Genomic DNA, 16,611 nt, shown 5'->3' with positions numbered 1-16,611 from the left:
GCCCTGTAACGAATCGGTAGCTGCGGGCAATGCACCCGAATCAATTCAATAACAAACTCCTATTTCCGGTAGCGGGCCATTAATTGCCCTACCTAAGCGAATGCTGTATTCGCCGTTAACATATTTTTCCGAAAGCCGATCACCCACCTTCTTCGACCGGGCCTGCACGCGCAATCGCTCGTATACTCGGCGAACCGAACGGACCCGCCGGTACTTTTTCTTCGACCTCGATCAGCACGTCCCATCCGGCAACCTCGCATCGGACGACTCCGGCCTTCATACGCCGACCGAGCGCTTCGGCGGCGGCACATCCCGCATCGGCGCCTTCGACCAGTTCCGCAGCAGCGGCCAGCGCCGCAAGATCGGCCGCTGCCTGTGCCCGGTGCCGGGCAGCGATCACCCCGCCCACGTGCGCGACGAGCACAGTCAGCGCAAGCAGCGCGGCCAAGGCGAGGCACGCGGTCACCGTTGCCGAGCCGTCGTCCCGGGAAAAGCGCGCGGTTTTCATACGCCCTCCCCTGGCTCCCGCGCGGCCACCGCCTCGGCACGCAGCTCGAGAACGGGTAACAGCGGAACATCTGCGATGACCACCGCGACCACCCGACCGGCCTCGTACCGCACCGAGATATCCGCACCGTCCGGCGCGACCCGCCGTGCAGTGGGCTCGGCAGCCGCCCGGTCGCCTCGTGCGGCGAGCCGGGCAGCCTCCCGGGCGGCGTCGACACAGCGCACCTGGGTGACGGCAGCGAAGACGGCCCCCATGCACAGGGCGACCGCGGCGGCCAGCGCCGCGAGAGCAATCGCCGCCTCGACAGTCACCGAACCGGTGTCGTCCCCCAGCATCGCCGGTGCACGCGCAGCCGCAGGAGATCGGGGGCCGGACCGCCGGTGAGTCTCGACCTGCTCGCTAGACACTTGTGTTCAAAGCTTTTTCGATGATCCCGGTCAACGCGTCAGGGATACTGTCGCCGGTCACCACCGTGTACAGGACAGCGCCGAACGCCGCCGCCGCGATCGTGCCGATTGCGTATTCCACGGTGCTCATCCCGTCGTCCGCGACCACGGCATGCATGAGGCGTGCATTGAACTGCCCGCCCGCCGTGCGCAATCGCCGTACCGGCCCGCATCCGATCACTTTCCACATCTGTATTCCCCTTGTCTCGACCTCGTACGGCCGGTCCGTACGCAGGTACATCTCGGTGTCCGGCGGTGCGATCACAGCAGTGCACCACCCAGCACCCGGCCTGCCAGCCCCACGATCACCGGGACGATGCCCAGGCAGACGAACGCCGGCAGAAAGCACAGGCCCAGCGGGCCGCCGATGAGTACTCCGGCGCGTTCGGCGCGCGCTGTCGCCGCTTCCGCGACCAGGGCCCGGTGCTCTTCGGCCAGCTCACCCACCGCCGCCGCCAGCGAAGCCCCGGAGCGAGCCGACCGGCGTGCCAGCCGAGCCAGAGCTTCGAATTCGGGTGCCGCGGCATGCGGCTCGGCCGACGCCCAGGCGGTGGCCGGGTCGGCTCCCATGGCGAGCAGGTCGGCGGCGTGCTGTAGCGGTGCCGCCAGGCGGGCGGGGCATGTGGGCACCACGGCGCGGACCGCGGCATCGGCCGGTAAGCCGGCACGTAAACACGCCGCAAGCAGATCGAAGAGGGTCGCAGTCGCTACCGGATCGGCCGGGCCGCGCGTACCCGGCACCGCCGGTCGTACCTCGACCGGGCCGGCACACAGCCGAGCGATCACCGGCACACGAGCCGGGACCAGCAGTAATGCAGTGGCCAGTAGCAGGTAGGGCCATTCCGGACCGGCCGTCATCGGCCGCGCCTGTACGGCAGCGCGCGGCAGCCCGGATACCGTCCGGCCTCGGACCGGTATCGAAAGTGCCGGCGTGGGCGACGATCACGGCGGGCAGGCGGGCTCATCGCGATACCACCCGGTGTGTTATCTCGTCCGCCCACAGCAACCCGGCACAGGCCAGGCCGGCGCCGAGCGGCAGGAGGTAGGTGCCTATACCGGAGAACAGGAGAACGCGTAGCGGATCGGCCCCCATCAGCTGCCCCAAACCGATGCCCAGCACGGGCAGTATCGCCAGGATGGCTGCGGTGGCACGGGCGCCGGCCAAGGCCGCTTCCGTGCGGCTGCGGAATTTGGCCCTGGCTGCCAGATCGGTGCGGGCCGCCGACAGCAGATCGGCGAGGGCGAGCCCGTGACGCTCGGCGACCCGCCAAGCATCCGCGACCCGGGCCAGCTCGGCGGCGACGATCGTTCCCGGGCACAGCATCCCGTCGGCCCCGGATCCCCCCAGCCGGCTGCGGGCAGCGCCGACCGCGAACGCCTGTGCCGCGATTCCGGCGGTTTCGCGGGCTGCGACGGCGGCAGCAGCGCTGGGATGCGCCCCCACATGTAGTTCCGCGATCACGGCCGCCAACCCGTCGAGCAGATATCCGCATTCGGTGCGGTGCCGCCCGGACCGGCGGGCCCGGCGTACCCGCACCGCAACAGTCGCCCCGACGAGAACTGCGGCGACGAGTACCCCGCTGCCCAGCCCCAGCGCCATCGCGCCGCCCGCTCCGGCGAGGCAGAGGAGGGATCGGTGCACGGGTATCCGGCGCCTCCGCTTCGAACGGAGAGCCTGCGCGTATCGCCGCTGAGCAGCCGGTGCCGGGAGGATGAGCAGTCCAAGCACAAGACAGCCGAGGGCCGCGATCGCCGGCCCGGCCGGTCCTCCGGGAATCATCCGCCCAGCCGTTCTTCGAGCAACCCGGTCAGCAGCTCCGCTCCGGGCCCCGGTCCGCCGAGGCCCCAGGCCGGGCAGATCTCGACCCACCCGTGGCCGTCCCGTCGCACCACGCCGATTTCCCGGAGGATGCGCGCGCCGTCGGTACGCCGCTGAACGTGCAGTACGACCTGAACCGCTGCGGCCAGCTGACTGTGCAGGGCAGGGCGATCCATACCGCCCGAGCCGGCAAGCGCCTCGAGCCGGGCCGGAACCTCATGTGGCGAGTTGGCATGTACGGTTCCCGCACCGCCGTCGTGGCCGGTGTTGAGAGCGGTGAGCAGGTCCACGACCTCTGCGCCGCGCACCTCCCCGACCACGATCCGATCGGGCCGCATCCGCAGCGCCTGGCGCACCAGATCGCGCAGCGTGATCTCACCGGCGCCTTCGATATTCGCCGGGCGGGCCACCAACCGGACCACATGGGGATGCGGCGGCGCGAGTTCGGCGGCATCCTCCACGCAGACGATTCGCTCCCCGACCGCCACCTCGGCGAGCAGCGCCGACAGCAGCGTAGTTTTCCCGGCTCCCGTTCCACCCACAACCAGGAATGCGAGCCGAGCCCGGATGATCCTGCGCAACAGGGCTTTCGCTTCGGCCGATACCGTCCCTGCCCGGGACAGGGCGTCCAGGCCCTGAGTCGCCGGACGCAGGACGCGCAGCGATAGGCAGGTACCGCCGAGCGCGACCGGAGAGAGTACCGCGTGCAGGCGGACACCGAAATTGTTACCCAGGACGAGTTCCCGACCCGAGAGCCGCCCGTCCACCCAGGGTTGCGCGTCGTCGAGCCGACGGCCCGCCGAGAGCGCCAGCCGCTGGGCCAGGCGCCGTACCGCGGCTTCGTCGGGGAAGGTTACCGAGGTTTTCTCGACCCCGTGCCCACGATCGACCCATACCGCGTCGGGCGCGGTCACCAGGACGTCGGCAACTGCCGGATCGTGCAGGAGCGGTTCGAGTACGCCGGCGCCGGTGAGTTCGGTCTGCAGTAGTCGCAATGCGCGCAGGAGATCGGTATCACCCAGCATTCCGCCTGCTTCGGCCCGGATGGCCGCGGCGACCCGCGCAGGTTCGGGCTCGGCGGATTCGCCGGCCAGCCGTCGGCGCACCCGGTCCAGGAGTTCGGCCGTGACGACGGTGTCCTCGGCGCCGGCGGTCATCCCGGACGCCGTTCGTCCGGTGGGCTCAGTACCGCGAGAACCGCGTCGCAGGCAGTACGCAGTGGACCACGCGGTAACCGCAGGCCACCACGTTCGAGGCGGGCACCGAGGCCCGGCTGTGCGCGTACGGCGGCCAGGAGCGGCAGTTGGAGGACCTTGGCGATTTCGTGACCACGGAGATTACCGGGGGCCGGACCGCGAACCACCAGGCCTTGATTCGGATTCCGGTCTGCTATCCACCGCGCAACGGCCTCGGCCGCAGCCACCGCGCGTAACCGGGCGGGTACGACGAGCACCACCAGATCCGCAGCGTCCAGTACGCGGTCTACATGAGGGCCCCGTTCGCTCGAGATATCGCAGACGACGAGATCGCCTGCCCCACGGGTTGCTTCGATCACCGCGTGGACGGCGGCGGCGCCGATAGGACTCGCCCGGCCCGCGCCGCGGCCGCAGGACAGCACAGACAGGCCGGCGCAGGCGCCGGGCAAGGCCTTGTGTAGTTCGGCGGCGGCCACCCGGCCGTCGTCGATGACCAGATCGGGCCAGCGCAGGCCGGGCGTGCCCTCGATACCGAGCAGCAGATCCAGACCCCCGCCCTGTGGCACGCCGTCGACGAGCACGGTATGCGGCCGGAACCGGGAGGTGGCCGATCGCAACGCGACCGCCGCGGCCAAGGTGGACGCCCCCGCACCGCCACCGGCGCCGGCCAGCGCGATAACAACTCCACCGTCGGCATGCTGTTCGGCGTATTCGGCGAACTTTTCGATGAGCCCGACGGCCGCGGCGGGCAGCGCGACCACACGTTCGGCGCCGATCACCGCCGCCGCCTGCCAATCGCGCGATTCGGGTTCGCCGTCGGTGACGGTGACCACCCCGTTGCGCCGCGGCGGCGCGGCCGCGGCGCATTCCACCGCGGCCCGGGTGTCCAAGACGACGAGTGGCGCCACCGACCAGATATGCCGGCCCGCCGGTGGATCGGTCTCCTCGATGCGCCGACCGGCCGCCGCGGCCACCCGCCGGACTTCCTCGCGGAGCCGGTGATCCCGAATGACCACCAGTACAGCGGGTTCGGTGTTCTCCGCAGTGGTCGTGTCGTGGTCCATAGAGCCAGCGTGGCCGACGAAACCCCGGCCGATGTGGGCCGTGGCGGCGAATGTGGACAACTCGCGGGCTGTGGATAACTCTGCGGGACGTGACCGTCCCTTGAATAGAGGACGGCCCCAGCCGGGGGGGGAGGAGGCTGGGGCCGTCGGGGTTCAGCCCCGGGGGGTCGGGCTGAACGCGCCTGGAACATGTCCAGGTGACAGCCATACTACACCCAATCCCCGACGGGAACGCAAGCCCCGCGGCAAAGAAGTTCGCCGGTTCACACCCACTCGCGCATACCAGAAGAAAGCACAGGTCAGGACGGCCGAAATGCACCCGGCAGCGCAGACACGCCAGGTACGGATATCTATCCTGAACCCGTGACGGACTCCGACGATTCGACACCGCTGACCGGCGATCGCCACGGCACGAATGGCCGTATCGCCGCCTTTTTCGACCTGGACAAGACGGTGATAGCCCGCTCGAGCACCTATGTGTTCAGCAAACCCTTCTTCGCCGAAGGCCTGATCAACCGACGCGCGGTACTGGAGAGCAGCTATGCCCATTTCATGTTCCTGCTCTCGGGAGCCGACCACGATCAGATGGAGCGGATGCGCGCCAACCTGACGAATATGGTCGCCGGCTGGGATGTCGCCCAGATCCGGTCGATCGTGGCCGAAACCTTGCACGACCTGGTGGATCCGCTGATCTATGCGGAGGCAGTCGATCTGATCGCCGATCACCGGATCCGCGGCCACGATGTGGTGATCGTCTCCGCCTCCGGGGAGGAAGTGGTGGCGCCGATCGCCGAGGCGCTCGGGGCCACACATACCGCCGCCACCCGAATGGAGGTCGTCGACGGTAAGTACACCGGCGCCGTCGACTTCTACTGCTACGGGGAGGGCAAGGTCACCGCCATGGAAAAACTGGCCGCCACAGCAGGTTACGACCTGTCGCGGAGCTACGCGTATTCCGATTCGATCACCGATCTACCGATGCTGTCAGCGGTCGGCCACCCGACCGCGGTCAATCCCGATCGCAGCCTCCGGCGGGAGGCAACAGCGCGGGGTTGGCCGGTCCTCACGTTCTCCAATCCGGTTTCGCTGTGGTCACGGTTTCGCGCACCGTCGAAAACGACGGCCACCGGTATTGCGGTCGGCCTGAGCGCGCTTGCCGCCGGCGCGCTCACCTACCGACTCCTGCGTCGCCGCTGAAGATGTCCATCCACCTGGTCTTATAGCACATTCCTCCGATTCACGGGACCGTTCGGCGAATGTCCGGCGATGTTCCACGAAGGCTTGATGTGAGTGCAATCACAGTGTAGAAATGGAGGCACGGAAGGACGGAAGGCCAAGGCGCAGCCGGAAGAGAAGGCTCCGCCTCCCGACCCACCCTTCCCAGCACGGACACCAGGTACCCACGCGGAGCTCGCCGCGACAAGGGCAGGAGTGTTGTGGGCCTGCGAAATCCGGTTCGTTGCCGGCGATGGCCTCGCATAGCTGCGGGGATGAGCTGCTGCGGAGCCCGGAGGAACGCCGAGGCCGGAGAACACAACCCATTTCAGCACGCATGGTAACCGGGTAGTCCGTGCTCGCGGGCGGTGAGGTCCAAAGGACCACGCCGCCCGCTTTAACATGCGGGGGCGGCCGCGTTCGAACTCAGCCGGCTGCCGCCTCTGCGATCGACATCGCTTCCCGGGCGCCGTCTTCGAGTGCCCCGCAACAGAAAACCACCCATCCGCCGACTCCCGCGGCGGTACCGGCGCCGAAACCCGCCGCCGCGTCCAGGTAGGCCTGCCGGCGCCGCAACAGGAAAACCTCCGGTACACCGAGCGCGTGCGGATCCAGCCCGCTGGACACGGTCACCAGCCGCGACGCCGCCCGGGCGACCATTGCGTCCGCGGTCCCGAACGGTTTCAGCGTCATCAGCTCACCGTGAACCACAGCTGCCGTCACCGGGGCGGGTGCCGAGGTGGACAGCAGGGTCTGAGCCAGAACGTCCAAGCGTTCGGCAACACCTCCGTGGGCACGCGGCCGGCCCAGTTCGCCTTCGTCGTCGACCAGGTCCGCGGCGGCCAGCAGGTGCAGCCGGGCCAGCGCCTGCAGCGGCGCCCGCTCCCAGACCCCGACCAGGTTGCGCAGCGCATCGCCTTCCAGGGCCTGCCCCACGCGCAGCGCCCCGGCCAGGATCGGATCGGCGACCGCGCCGTCGGCCGGGAGTTCGGTACTGCCGCCGTCGAGCGCCGCCGAGGATCGCGCGGCGCGGACCGCAGCCTCGGCCGCGGTGGTCGGCCAGCCCCGGCGATTGGCTTTGTGCCGGTGTACCTCGGCCAATGCGTCGCGGGCCTTGTCGGCGGCGGCCCGGACACCGGGCAGTTCGGTGAGGGGCGCGAGCGGATCGGTCACGGGGTAGCAGGCTACGCGGCGCGGCGGCAGGGCGGGTGCGAGACCCGCGTGGTCCCCGTTACCCGACGAGCAGGTCCCGCCCCGGAATGGCCGCGAGCAGGCTGCGCGTGTACTCCTCGGCGGGTGATTCGAAGATCTGCTCGGTCGGTGCTGCCTCGACGATGCGGCCGTCGTGCATCACCAGGACCTCGTCCGCGATCTGGCGGACCACGGCCAGATCATGGGTGATGAAGAGGTAGGTGAGACCCAGGTCGCGCTGCAGACGATCCAGTAGGTCCAGGATATTGGCCTGGACGAGCACGTCGAGCGCCGAAACCGCCTCGTCGCAGACCAGCAGATCCGGTTCCAGGGCCAGTGCCCGGGCGATGGCGACCCGTTGCCGCTGCCCGCCGGACAGTTCGTTGGGGTAGCGGGATGCGATATCGGCCGGCAGCGCGACCTGATCCAGCAGTTCACGGACCCGGGCATCGCGTTCGGCACGGGTTCCGAGGCGGTGGGTCCACAATGGTTCGGCGATGCACCGGTGGATCGAGTACATCGGGTCGAGCGAGGCGTAGGGGTTCTGGAAAATGGGCTGTACCCGGCGGCGGAAGCGGGTCTGTTCACGCCTGGACAGCCGCGCGAGATCGGTACCGTCGAAAATCACCGACCCCGAGCTGGGGTCGAGCAGACCGAGGACCAGTTGGGCAACCGTCGATTTTCCGGAACCCGATTCGCCGACCAGCGCAGTGGTGGTGCCGCGGTCCAGGCGGAATGAGACGTTCTCCGCGGCCGTGCTCTCCCGCGAGCGCCACGGGGCCGAACCGCGCACCCGGTAGCGCTTGGTGAGCCGGTCGGCGACCAGGATCGGTTGTGTGCCCGCCCGGACCTCGGCATCGCGGATACGCGCCACTCGCCGCCCGGCGGCCAGCGAAGGTGCCGAATCGACCAGTTTCCGGGTGTAGGCATGGCGCGGATCCCGCAGTAGTTCGAGCGCCGGACCCGATTCGACAACGCGGCCCCGATACAGCACGACCAGGTGTTCCGCACGTTCGGCGGCCAAAGCCAGGTCGTGGGTGATGAGCAGCATGGCCGTGCCGAATTCACCGGTGAGACTGTCTATGTGGTCGAGAATCCGGCGCTGCACGGTGACGTCCAGGGCCGATGTGGGTTCGTCGGCGATCAACAGCGCCGGTCGCGCGGACAAGGCCATGGCGATCAGCGCGCGCTGCCGCAGCCCGCCGGACAGTTCGTGCGGGTACTGGCCCGCCCGGCGTTCCGGGTCGGGTATTCCGGCGGCGCGCAGTAATTCCACCGTCCGTTCCCGGGCCGCCCGGCCGCGGGCTACACCGTCGGCGACCAGGGTCTCCCGGATCTGGAAGCCGATCGTATAGACCGGGTCGAGATTCGACATCGGATCCTGCGGTACGAAACCGATCTCGGTCCCGCGCACGGCCAGCAGCCGGGATTCCGGCGCGCGGGCCAGTTCCGTACCGTGGAAGCGGATACTGCCGCCGGTGATTCGGCCACCGGGCGGCAACAGGCCGAGGACGGCGTGCGCGGTGGTCGATTTACCGGATCCGCTCTCCCCGACGATCGCCACGGTTTCGCCGGTGTACACGCTGAGATCGATACCGCGTACCGCTTCGACGCTGTCGTCGCCGGCTCCGAAAGCGATGTGGAGATCCCGGATCTCCAGCAATGGGCGGTCGTCGGTGGCACCGGTCATGATCGCTTCCTGTCTCGGGTCCGCGGATACGGTGCGCCGTACCGGCTTCCGGCCGGCCGTATTCGCCGGTTTCCGTCCTTCACCGGGACCGCCGGGTTTTCGGATCGATGGCGTCGCCCAGCGCGTCGCCGAGCATGATGAAGCTGAGCACCGTCAGCGCCAGGGCGGTGGCCGGGAAGAACAGAATCAGCGAACCTCCGCGCAACTGCTGCTGGCCGGTGGCGATATCGGCTCCCCAGGAAACCTCGGTCGGTGGCAGGCCGACGCCCAGGAACGACAGTGTCGCCTCGGTGACGATGAAAACGCCCAGCCAGATCGCTGTCACCACGATGATCGGGCCCACCGAGTTCGGCAGCACATGGCGGATCAGAATGCCGAGGCGGGATACGCCCAGAGCGCGGGCGGCCAGGACATATTCGCTGTTATTCGCAGCGATCACCGAACCGCGGGCGATACGCGCAGCCTGGGGCCACGTGAAGCCGGCCAGGGTGCCGATCACCAGCCAGATGGTGCGCTCGGTGGACAGCTGCATGAGAACGATGGCGGCGAGCATGAGCGGGATGGCGTAGACGATCTCCGAGATCCTGGATATGACCGAATCGAGCAGTCCACCGTAATAGCCGGCCAACGCCCCCAGAGTGGCTCCGATAAGGACGAACAACGTCGCAGCCCCGACTCCGGTGAGGATGGAGGCCCGCGCCCCGTAAACGGTACGCGCGTATATATCGCAGCCCTGCAGGTCGAAACCGAACCAATGCGCCGAACTCGGCGGCAGCAGACTGTTGTCCACCAGGCAGTAGCGCGGGTCCTGGCCGGTGAACAGTCCGGGGAACGCGGCCACCGCGACCACGAGCAGAATGAGCGCCGCCGCGATCCAGAACAGCGGATTGCTGCGCAGATTCCGCCAGGCCTGACCCCAGAATCCGCGCGGTGCGCCCGCGACCCGGACCCGATCGGCGGGCTCCACTGTCACTGCGTCCGGTTCGGCGACCCAGCGTTGCCGGCCGGGACGGCGGGGCAGCTCATCCGACATTGCCGCACTCCTGTTCAGGCATAACGGATCCGGGGGTCGAGTACCGCGTACAGCAGGTCCACCACGAGGTTGGCGAGCAGGAACACCACGATCAGCACCGTGACGAAGGAAACCACGGTCGGCGCTTCACCCCGCACCACCGCCTGATACAGCGTGCCGCCGACACCGGGGACGTTGAAAATGCCCTCGGTGACGATCGCGCCGCCCATGAGCGCGCCGAGGTCTGCCCCCAGGAAGGTGACCACCGGTATGAGCGAATTCCGCAGGATGTGGACGGGGACCACGCGGCGCCGGGGCAGGCCCTTGGCCGTCGCCGTACGCACATAGTCGGCGTCTCGATTGTCCGCGACCGAATTGCGGGTCAGCCGCAGAACGTAGGCGAACGAAAGCGAGCCCAGCACCAGCGCGGGCACCACCAGGCGACCCCAGCTCGCGTCCGCGCCGACCGTGACGGGTGCGATCCCCCATTTCACGCCGAACAGGAATTGTGCAAGGAAGCCGAGGACGAAAACCGGTATCGCGATCACCAGCAGGCTCACCACCAGCATGGCCGAATCGAACAATTTGCCCTTACGCAATCCGGCCAGGACACCGAACAGCACCCCGAGCACCGCCTCGAACACCAGCGCCAGGATCGCGAGCCGGAAGGTGATCGGAAATGCGCGTACCAGTTCGTCTTTCACCGAACGGCCGGAGAACGAGGTGCCCAGATCGAAGGTGAAGATGCCTTTGAGGTAGTAGAAGTACTGCACGAAGAAGGAACGGTCCAGGTGGTACCGCGCGCGCAGTTGCTCCTCCAGGGCGGGGGTGAGGGTGCGGTCACCGGCCAGCGCCGCCACCGAACCTCCGGAGATCTTGTAGATCAGGAAGTAGACGAGCAGGGTGGCGCCGAAGAACACCGGAACCATCTGCAGCAGACGCCGCACTACGTACCAGGCCATACGCGCTCCTCACGCCTGTGGGGTCCGGGCGTCATATCAACTCGAGATTCTCGAAATCCGCCATCCCGTTCCAGCCGAAGGTGACTCCGCGGACGCGGTCGGAGTATCCGGACGAGTTCACATAGTCGAAGACCGGAATAGTGGGTAGATCGTGCAGGAGAACCGTCTGGGCCCGGGCGACGAGCGCCCACGATTCCGGCTCGGTCGCCGCGGCTTCGGCGGCCGCGATGAGGGCGTCGAATTCGGGGTTGTGGTAGTCGAAATCGTTGGTTTCGGAATGGCTGAGGAACGAGGGCTCGAGGAACTGGAGCATGGTCGGATAGTCGCCCTGCCAGCCGGACCGGAAGGCCTTACCGACGGTCCGCGAGGTGATCTGGTCGCGTAACTGTTTGAACGTCGGATAGGCAGCCCCGACCGCCTCGATACCGAGGGTGTTCTTGATACTGTTCGCGACCGCGTCGACCCAGGGCTGATGGTCGCCGTCCGCGTTGTACGCGATCTCGAAGCGGCCACTCCACGGCGCGATCTCGTTCGCCCGCGCCCACAGCCTGCGCGCCTGCACCGGATCGAACTCGAGAACCTCCGATCCCGGCAGGTCGTCGTCGAAACCGGGCAGCACGCTGGAGGTGTAGTCGCGGGCGGGCGCGCGGGTACCGCGGAAGATCTTGTCGCCGATGGCCTGCCGGTCGATAGCCCGCGATATCGCATGCCGGCGCAGCCGCCCCTCCTCACCGCCGAAATGCGGGAGTCCCGGTTGCGTACCGATCCACTGGTTCTTCGCGGTCGCCGCGGTGACGGCACGATCCCCCAGGTCGGCGTGGACGACGGTCAGCGCGCTGGTGGGAACCGTATCGAGCACATCCAGGTTGCCGGCGAGCAGATCGGCATAGGCGGCATCGATATCGGAATAGAAGACGAAGGTCAGACCCTTGTTCCGGGCCGGCCGCCCACCCCGGTACGACTCGTTCGGCACCACATCGAGTTTCACATCGTGCTGCCACGCCTCCGGACCCGCGAAACGGTAGGGGCCGTTGCCGATCGGGTGCTGCCCGAATGCCTCCATATCCGCGAACGCCGCCGCGGGCAGCGGGTAGTAAGGGGCATAGGCCAGGCGGGTGCGGAAATCGATGGTGGGTACCTTCAGGTCCACGGTGAAGGTGAGATCGTCGAGCACCCGCAGACCCGACATGGTCTGCGCCCGCGGCGGATCGGCCTGAACATCTTCGAAACCGACGATCGGCTCGTAGGTATAGCTCTGCAACTGGGCGTTGGTGATCAGGGCACCGTAGTTCCAGGCGTCCACAAAGGAATGGGCAGTGACCGGTGAGCCGTCGCTGAACGTCCAGCCGGATTCCAGGCGGATGCGGTAGTGCTGCTGATCGGTGGTCTCGATGGATTCGGCGACCTCGTCGTGCAGGCTGCCGTCGGCGGCGATCCGGCGCAGCCCCGCGAACAACCGGTCGACGATCCGCCCGCCGCCGTTCTCGTTCGTATTCGACGGCACCAGCGGATTCTGCGGCTCCGAACCGTTGACGGCAATGGAATCACCCAGCGCCGGCGTCACCGTGCAGGCGGGCAGCATCGCTACAGCCGCCAGTACCAGCACCAAACCGATCGCCCGCCACGACCACGACGCTCCCCGCACCCAAACTCCCCGCTCGTTCGCTCCGCTCGGTGTCAAGAGTTGACCGAGGATACCGGCACACGCTCGGTCACGCGCGGCTTCGCGAACTTCGCGCCCGGTTGCGGACGACCGTTCATCCGGTCCCGGCGGCCGTTCGTCCCATGTCCGCGGCCTTTCGTCCGGGGATGCGCACGGCCGGGGCCGGGAGAGTTTAGGGTCACAGTCAGCCCTCATGGTGCAGGTAACGCGAAGGAAGTGACTCAGATGACCGAAACGCCGGACGCCTACCCGCCGAGCGCGGAGTTCGCTGCCGCGGCGAATGTGGATGCTGGTATCTACGAGCGTGCCGCGCAGGATCACGAAGGGTTCTGGGCAGACCAGGCCGACCGGCTCCACTGGCACCAGCGCTGGAACCAGGTGCTGGACTGGAGCGAGGCCCCGGTGGCGAAATGGTTCGTCGGCGGGCGCCTGAACGTCGCCTACAACTGCGTGGACCGCCACGTCCTCGAAGGGCGCGGCGACAAGGTCGCACTGCACTGGGAGGGCGAGCCCGGCGATTCCCGCACGGTCACCTATGCGGATCTGCTCGCCGAGGTCGGCCGGGCGGCCAACTATCTGACCTCGCTCGGGCTCACGGCCGGCGATCGGGTGGCGATCTACATGCCGATGATCCCGGAGACCATCGTGGCGATGCTGGCCTGCGCGCGGCTGGGGTTGACACATTCGCTGGTTTTCGCCGGGTTCTCCCCGACCGCTCTCCGCCAGCGCATCGACGACGCCGAAGCGCGGCTGGTGATCACCACCGACGGCCAGTGGCGCCGCGGTAATCCCGCACCGCTGAAAGAAGCGGTCGACGAGGCGCTGTTCGCGCACGGTGACGTTCCGTCCAGCGTGGAACACGTGCTGGTGGTGCGCCGGGTCGGTATCGAGGTGGCCTGGACCGAGGGCCGCGACCTGTGGTGGCACGAAACAGTCGCCGAGGCCGAGCCGGCACACGAGGCCGAGGCGTTCGATTCCGAACATCCGCTCTTCATCCTCTACACCTCCGGCACCACCGGTAAACCCAAGGGCATCCTGCACACCAGCGGTGGATACCTGACCCAGACCAGCTACACCCACCGCGTGGTGTTCGACCACAAACCGGAAACCGATATCTACTGGTGCACCGCCGATGTCGGCTGGGTGACCGGGCACAGCTATATCGTCTACGGTCCGCTTGCCAACGGCGCCACCCAGGTGCTCTACGAGGGCACCCCGAACTTCCCCGACGAGCACCGGCACTGGCAGATCATCGAGAAGTACGGGGTGACGATCTACTACACCGCGCCGACTCTGGTCCGCACCTTCATGAAGTGGGGCCGCCAGATCCCGGATGCCCACGATCTGTCCTCGATCCGGGTGCTCGGCTCGGTCGGCGAGCCGATCAACCCGGAGGCCTGGCGCTGGTACCGCGATGTGATCGGCGGCGGTACCGCGCCGATCGTCGACACCTGGTGGCAGACCGAGACCGGCGCCATCATGATCTCTCCGCTGCCCGGTGTCACCGCCACCAAACCGGGCGCCGCCATGACCCCGCTGCCCGGTATCTCGGCCACCGTGGTGGACGAGGAGGGCAACACGGTGCGCCGCGGCGAAACCGAGGCCAACGGATATCTGGTCCTGGATCAGCCGTGGCCGGCCATGCTGCGCGGCATCTGGGGCGATATGGAACGCTACCGGGCCACCTACTGGGAGCGTTTCGCCGAACAGGGCTGGTACTTCGCCGGTGACGGCGCAAAACTCGATGTCAACGGCGATCTCTGGGTGCTCGGCCGGGTCGACGACGTGATGAACATATCCGGGCATCGCATCTCCACCGCCGAGGTCGAGTCCGCTCTCGTCGGCCATTCCGGAGTCGCGGAGGCGGCGGTGGTCGGCGCCACCGACGAAACCACCGGCCAGGGCATCGTGGCCTTCGTGATCCTGTCCGCCGGTGCCACCGATACCGGGGCGGCCATGGTCGACGAATTGAAGGCCGAGGTGGCGCGCGAGATCAGCCCGATCGCCCGCCCGCGGGAGATCCACGTGGTGCCGGAACTGCCCAAGACCCGCAGCGGCAAGATCATGCGCCGGTTGCTGCGGGATGTGGCCGAGGGCCGCGAACTGGGCGATACCTCCACCCTGGTCGACCCGCAGGTCTTCGAGAACATTCGCGCGGGCCGTTCCGAATAGCCCACTCGCCGGGCCCGGGACAGCCCACGCTTCCCGGGCCCGCACGGGGCACGAGTTCGACGCCGACATCGCTCCCGGCGATCGGGTGAGCCCGCCCAGGCGCCGAACGTCCTTGCCTGCACACCCGAGCGGCGCGCTGCCGGCGAGTGCCGAACCGGTGTTCCGCGCTGCCGGGTACCGCCAAGGGTTGCTGGTCGCTCGCGCAGCCCGCCAGGCGTCCGGAACAGGGTGGCCGGCGTGGTAGTCCATAACGCGTCGATCCGAGGGGCGAACCCGTTCGGAGGTGTGCGTGGCGAACGCCGGATTACCGACCGTTAAGATTGCATATGGTGTGCCGGGAAGTCTGGTCGGCGAGAAGGTCGTGCGTTCGCCGGTGATCACCCGGTCGAGCGGACGCAGCAATTGTCCGTACGACCGAAAGGTTCCCCGTGCTGAGTAGCCCCCGGTCGGAACTCGCCAGATATCTGCGCACCGAAACCGTGGGCGGTTCACTGTTGTTGGTCGCCGCCGCGGTGGCGCTGCTCTGGGTGAACTCACCGTGGGGTGAGAGCTATCTGACTCTCACCGAAACCCATCTGGCGATTCCGCCCCTGCACCTCGACCTGACCGCCGCCGACTGGGTCAAGGACGGCCTGCTGGCCATCTTCTTCTTCGTCGTCGGGCTGGAACTCAAACGCGAACTCGTGGTCGGTGAACTGGCCGACCCCAAACGGGCCGCGCTGCCGATCATCGCGGCTGTGGGCGGTGTGATGACCCCCGCGCTGATCGCCTACGGCGTCGGTTTCGGTGTCGTGGGCATGGACCGCGCCTGGGCCGTCCCGGTCGCCACCGATATCGCCTTCGCGCTGGCGGTGCTGGCGATGACCGGGTCCCGGATCCCCGCCAGCGCTCGGGTCTTCCTGCTCAGCCTCGCCGTGGTGGACGATCTGATGGCGATCTTGCTCATCGCGGTGCTGTTCACCACCGGGCTGGCACTCACCTGGCTGCTGGTAGCGCTCGCATGCTGCGCCGCCTGGTGGTTCGCCCAGCATCGGCGCTGGAACTCCCCGCTGATCTATATCCCGCTCGCGCTGCTGTGCTGGTACGCGCTGCACGAAGCACATATTCATCCGACTCTCGCCGGGGTCGCCTGCGGCTTGCTCACCCGCGTCCGCACCGACGAAGGTGAGGACGAAGCGCCCGCCACCCGCTGGGAACACAAGTTCCAGCCGATTTCGGCCGGTCTGTGTGTACCGCTGTTCGCGCTGTTCGCCTCGGGCGTGCCGATCAACGGCGAAGTCCTGGGTGACCTGTTCACCGAACGGCTCTCTCTGGCGATCATCCTCGGCCTGCTGCTGGGCAAGACCATCGGCATCTTCGGGATCAGCTGGGTCGCGATCCGCACCGGGCTCGCCAAACGCCCCGCGAACCTCGCGTATCTCGATATGTTCGCCCTGTCGGTGCTGGGTGCGATCGGGTTCACCGTTAGCCTGCTCGTGGCGGAACTCGCATTGGAGGACTATCCCGCATCCGCCGAATTGGCCAAAGCCGCGGTGCTGGTGACATCCATGGCCGCATCGCTGATCGGTTCGGCGCTACTGTTGCGGCGTGGGCGTGTCCACCAAGCGCAACGTGACGCGGATGCGCTAGAACCAGAACAGTAAGACCGAGCAGAATCGGGACAGGGAGAGGGT

The 16,611-nt window shown here is 67.9% G+C and carries 15 protein-coding genes; 3 read left to right on the top strand and 12 right to left on the bottom strand.

Annotated features, from left to right (window positions below):
• Positions 1–139: 139 nt before the first annotated feature.
• From NFL01S_RS05320 to ssd, 7 genes are all read right to left on the bottom strand, one after another.
• Positions 140–508: an Rv3654c family TadE-like protein gene (locus NFL01S_RS05320; RefSeq protein ID WP_062971984.1), complete on the bottom strand. Its 369-nt coding sequence runs from the start codon at positions 506–508 to the stop codon at positions 140–142.
• Positions 505–843 (bottom strand): TadE family type IV pilus minor pilin, encoded by a 339-nt coding sequence (locus tag NFL01S_RS05315; RefSeq protein WP_062971982.1) that lies wholly within the window; start codon positions 841–843, stop codon positions 505–507. The genes NFL01S_RS05320 and NFL01S_RS05315 overlap by 4 nt, the downstream gene beginning before the upstream one ends.
• Positions 844–907: 64 nt before the next feature.
• The gene (locus NFL01S_RS05310; protein ID WP_157116287.1) at positions 908–1,072 is read right to left on the bottom strand and encodes a DUF4244 domain-containing protein; all 165 of its coding nucleotides are present in this window, start codon (positions 1,070–1,072) and stop codon (positions 908–910) included.
• 143 nt (positions 1,073–1,215) lie between these two features.
• Entirely contained in the window at positions 1,216–1,812 is a 597-nt protein-coding gene (locus NFL01S_RS05305) for a type II secretion system F family protein (RefSeq protein ID WP_157116250.1), read from the bottom strand.
• 103 nt (positions 1,813–1,915) lie between these two features.
• Positions 1,916–2,734: a type II secretion system F family protein gene (locus NFL01S_RS05300; protein WP_062971978.1), complete on the bottom strand. Its 819-nt coding sequence runs from the start codon at positions 2,732–2,734 to the stop codon at positions 1,916–1,918.
• A complete protein-coding gene (locus NFL01S_RS05295) occupies positions 2,731–3,930 on the bottom strand; it encodes a TadA family conjugal transfer-associated ATPase (protein WP_062971976.1) in 1,200 nt (399 codons plus the stop codon). Before NFL01S_RS05295 ends, NFL01S_RS05300 begins: the two co-directional genes overlap by 4 nt.
• On the bottom strand, positions 3,927–5,033 hold the full coding sequence (gene ssd, locus NFL01S_RS05290; protein ID WP_062971974.1) for a septum site-determining protein Ssd: 1,107 nt from the start codon (positions 5,031–5,033) through the stop codon (positions 3,927–3,929). Before ssd ends, NFL01S_RS05295 begins: the two co-directional genes overlap by 4 nt.
• Positions 5,034–5,396: 363 nt before the next feature.
• Here ssd and NFL01S_RS05285 point away from each other — a divergent pair, with 363 nt between their 5' ends.
• The gene (locus tag NFL01S_RS05285; RefSeq protein WP_371851773.1) at positions 5,397–6,230 is read left to right on the top strand and encodes an HAD family hydrolase; all 834 of its coding nucleotides are present in this window, start codon (positions 5,397–5,399) and stop codon (positions 6,228–6,230) included.
• Positions 6,231–6,674: 444 nt separating this feature from the next.
• On the opposite strand, the gene NFL01S_RS05280 is transcribed toward NFL01S_RS05285, so the two are convergent.
• The 5 genes from NFL01S_RS05280 to NFL01S_RS05260 all read right to left on the bottom strand — a co-directional run bounded on the left by NFL01S_RS05280 (position 6,675) and on the right by NFL01S_RS05260 (position 12,685).
• On the bottom strand, positions 6,675–7,421 hold the full coding sequence (locus NFL01S_RS05280) for a Fic family protein (protein ID WP_062971972.1): 747 nt from the start codon (positions 7,419–7,421) through the stop codon (positions 6,675–6,677).
• Between the two features lie 58 nt (positions 7,422–7,479).
• The gene (locus tag NFL01S_RS05275) at positions 7,480–9,129 is read right to left on the bottom strand and encodes a dipeptide ABC transporter ATP-binding protein (protein ID WP_062971967.1); all 1,650 of its coding nucleotides are present in this window, start codon (positions 9,127–9,129) and stop codon (positions 7,480–7,482) included.
• A 79-nt stretch (positions 9,130–9,208) separates the two neighbouring features.
• The gene (locus tag NFL01S_RS05270; protein WP_062971965.1) at positions 9,209–10,162 is read right to left on the bottom strand and encodes an ABC transporter permease; all 954 of its coding nucleotides are present in this window, start codon (positions 10,160–10,162) and stop codon (positions 9,209–9,211) included.
• Between the two features lie 14 nt (positions 10,163–10,176).
• Complete coding sequence (locus NFL01S_RS05265; RefSeq protein ID WP_062971963.1) at positions 10,177–11,103, bottom strand: ABC transporter permease; 927 nt, start codon at positions 11,101–11,103, stop codon at positions 10,177–10,179.
• A 31-nt stretch (positions 11,104–11,134) separates the two neighbouring features.
• Positions 11,135–12,685: a peptide ABC transporter substrate-binding protein gene (locus tag NFL01S_RS05260; RefSeq protein ID WP_062972445.1), complete on the bottom strand. Its 1,551-nt coding sequence runs from the start codon at positions 12,683–12,685 to the stop codon at positions 11,135–11,137.
• 306 nt (positions 12,686–12,991) lie between these two features.
• On the opposite strand from NFL01S_RS05260, the gene acs reads away from it, so the two are divergent.
• On the top strand, positions 12,992–14,938 hold the full coding sequence (gene acs, locus NFL01S_RS05255) for an acetate--CoA ligase (RefSeq protein ID WP_062971961.1): 1,947 nt from the start codon (positions 12,992–12,994) through the stop codon (positions 14,936–14,938).
• A 431-nt stretch (positions 14,939–15,369) separates the two neighbouring features.
• Positions 15,370–16,581: a Na+/H+ antiporter NhaA gene (gene nhaA, locus NFL01S_RS05250; protein ID WP_062972443.1), complete on the top strand. Its 1,212-nt coding sequence runs from the start codon at positions 15,370–15,372 to the stop codon at positions 16,579–16,581.
• Positions 16,582–16,611: the final 30 nt, after the last annotated feature.

The organism is Nocardia flavorosea NBRC 108225 (assembly GCF_001613385.1).
In the GTDB taxonomy this organism is placed as follows: domain Bacteria; phylum Actinomycetota; class Actinomycetes; order Mycobacteriales; family Mycobacteriaceae; genus Nocardia; species Nocardia flavorosea.
The sequence above is the reverse complement of the archived record's forward strand: the minus strand, read 5'-3'. Positions and strand labels throughout refer to the sequence as shown.

Excerpts from the sequence above, each read along its gene's own strand:
- NFL01S_RS05320 (WP_062971984.1), bottom strand. The coding sequence starts at position 508 with ATGAAAACCGCGCGCTTTTCCCGGGACGACGGCTCGGCAACGGTGACC.
- NFL01S_RS05275 (WP_062971967.1), bottom strand. The coding sequence starts at position 9,129 with ATGACCGGTGCCACCGACGACCGCCCATTGCTGGAGATCCGGGATCTC.
- NFL01S_RS05295 (WP_062971976.1), bottom strand. The coding sequence starts at position 3,930 with ATGACCGCCGGCGCCGAGGACACCGTCGTCACGGCCGAACTCCTGGAC.
- NFL01S_RS05315 (WP_062971982.1), bottom strand. The coding sequence starts at position 843 with ATGCTGGGGGACGACACCGGTTCGGTGACTGTCGAGGCGGCGATTGCT.
- NFL01S_RS05260 (WP_062972445.1), bottom strand. The coding sequence starts at position 12,685 with ATGCTGCCCGCCTGCACGGTGACGCCGGCGCTGGGTGATTCCATTGCC.
- ssd (WP_062971974.1), bottom strand. The coding sequence starts at position 5,033 with ATGGACCACGACACGACCACTGCGGAGAACACCGAACCCGCTGTACTG.
- NFL01S_RS05270 (WP_062971965.1), bottom strand. The coding sequence starts at position 10,162 with ATGTCGGATGAGCTGCCCCGCCGTCCCGGCCGGCAACGCTGGGTCGCC.
- acs (WP_062971961.1), top strand. The coding sequence starts at position 12,992 with ATGACCGAAACGCCGGACGCCTACCCGCCGAGCGCGGAGTTCGCTGCC.
- NFL01S_RS05305 (WP_157116250.1), bottom strand. The coding sequence starts at position 1,812 with ATGACGGCCGGTCCGGAATGGCCCTACCTGCTACTGGCCACTGCATTA.
- NFL01S_RS05300 (WP_062971978.1), bottom strand. The coding sequence starts at position 2,734 with ATGATTCCCGGAGGACCGGCCGGGCCGGCGATCGCGGCCCTCGGCTGT.
- NFL01S_RS05310 (WP_157116287.1), bottom strand. The coding sequence starts at position 1,072 with ATGCATGCCGTGGTCGCGGACGACGGGATGAGCACCGTGGAATACGCA.
- NFL01S_RS05265 (WP_062971963.1), bottom strand. The coding sequence starts at position 11,103 with ATGGCCTGGTACGTAGTGCGGCGTCTGCTGCAGATGGTTCCGGTGTTC.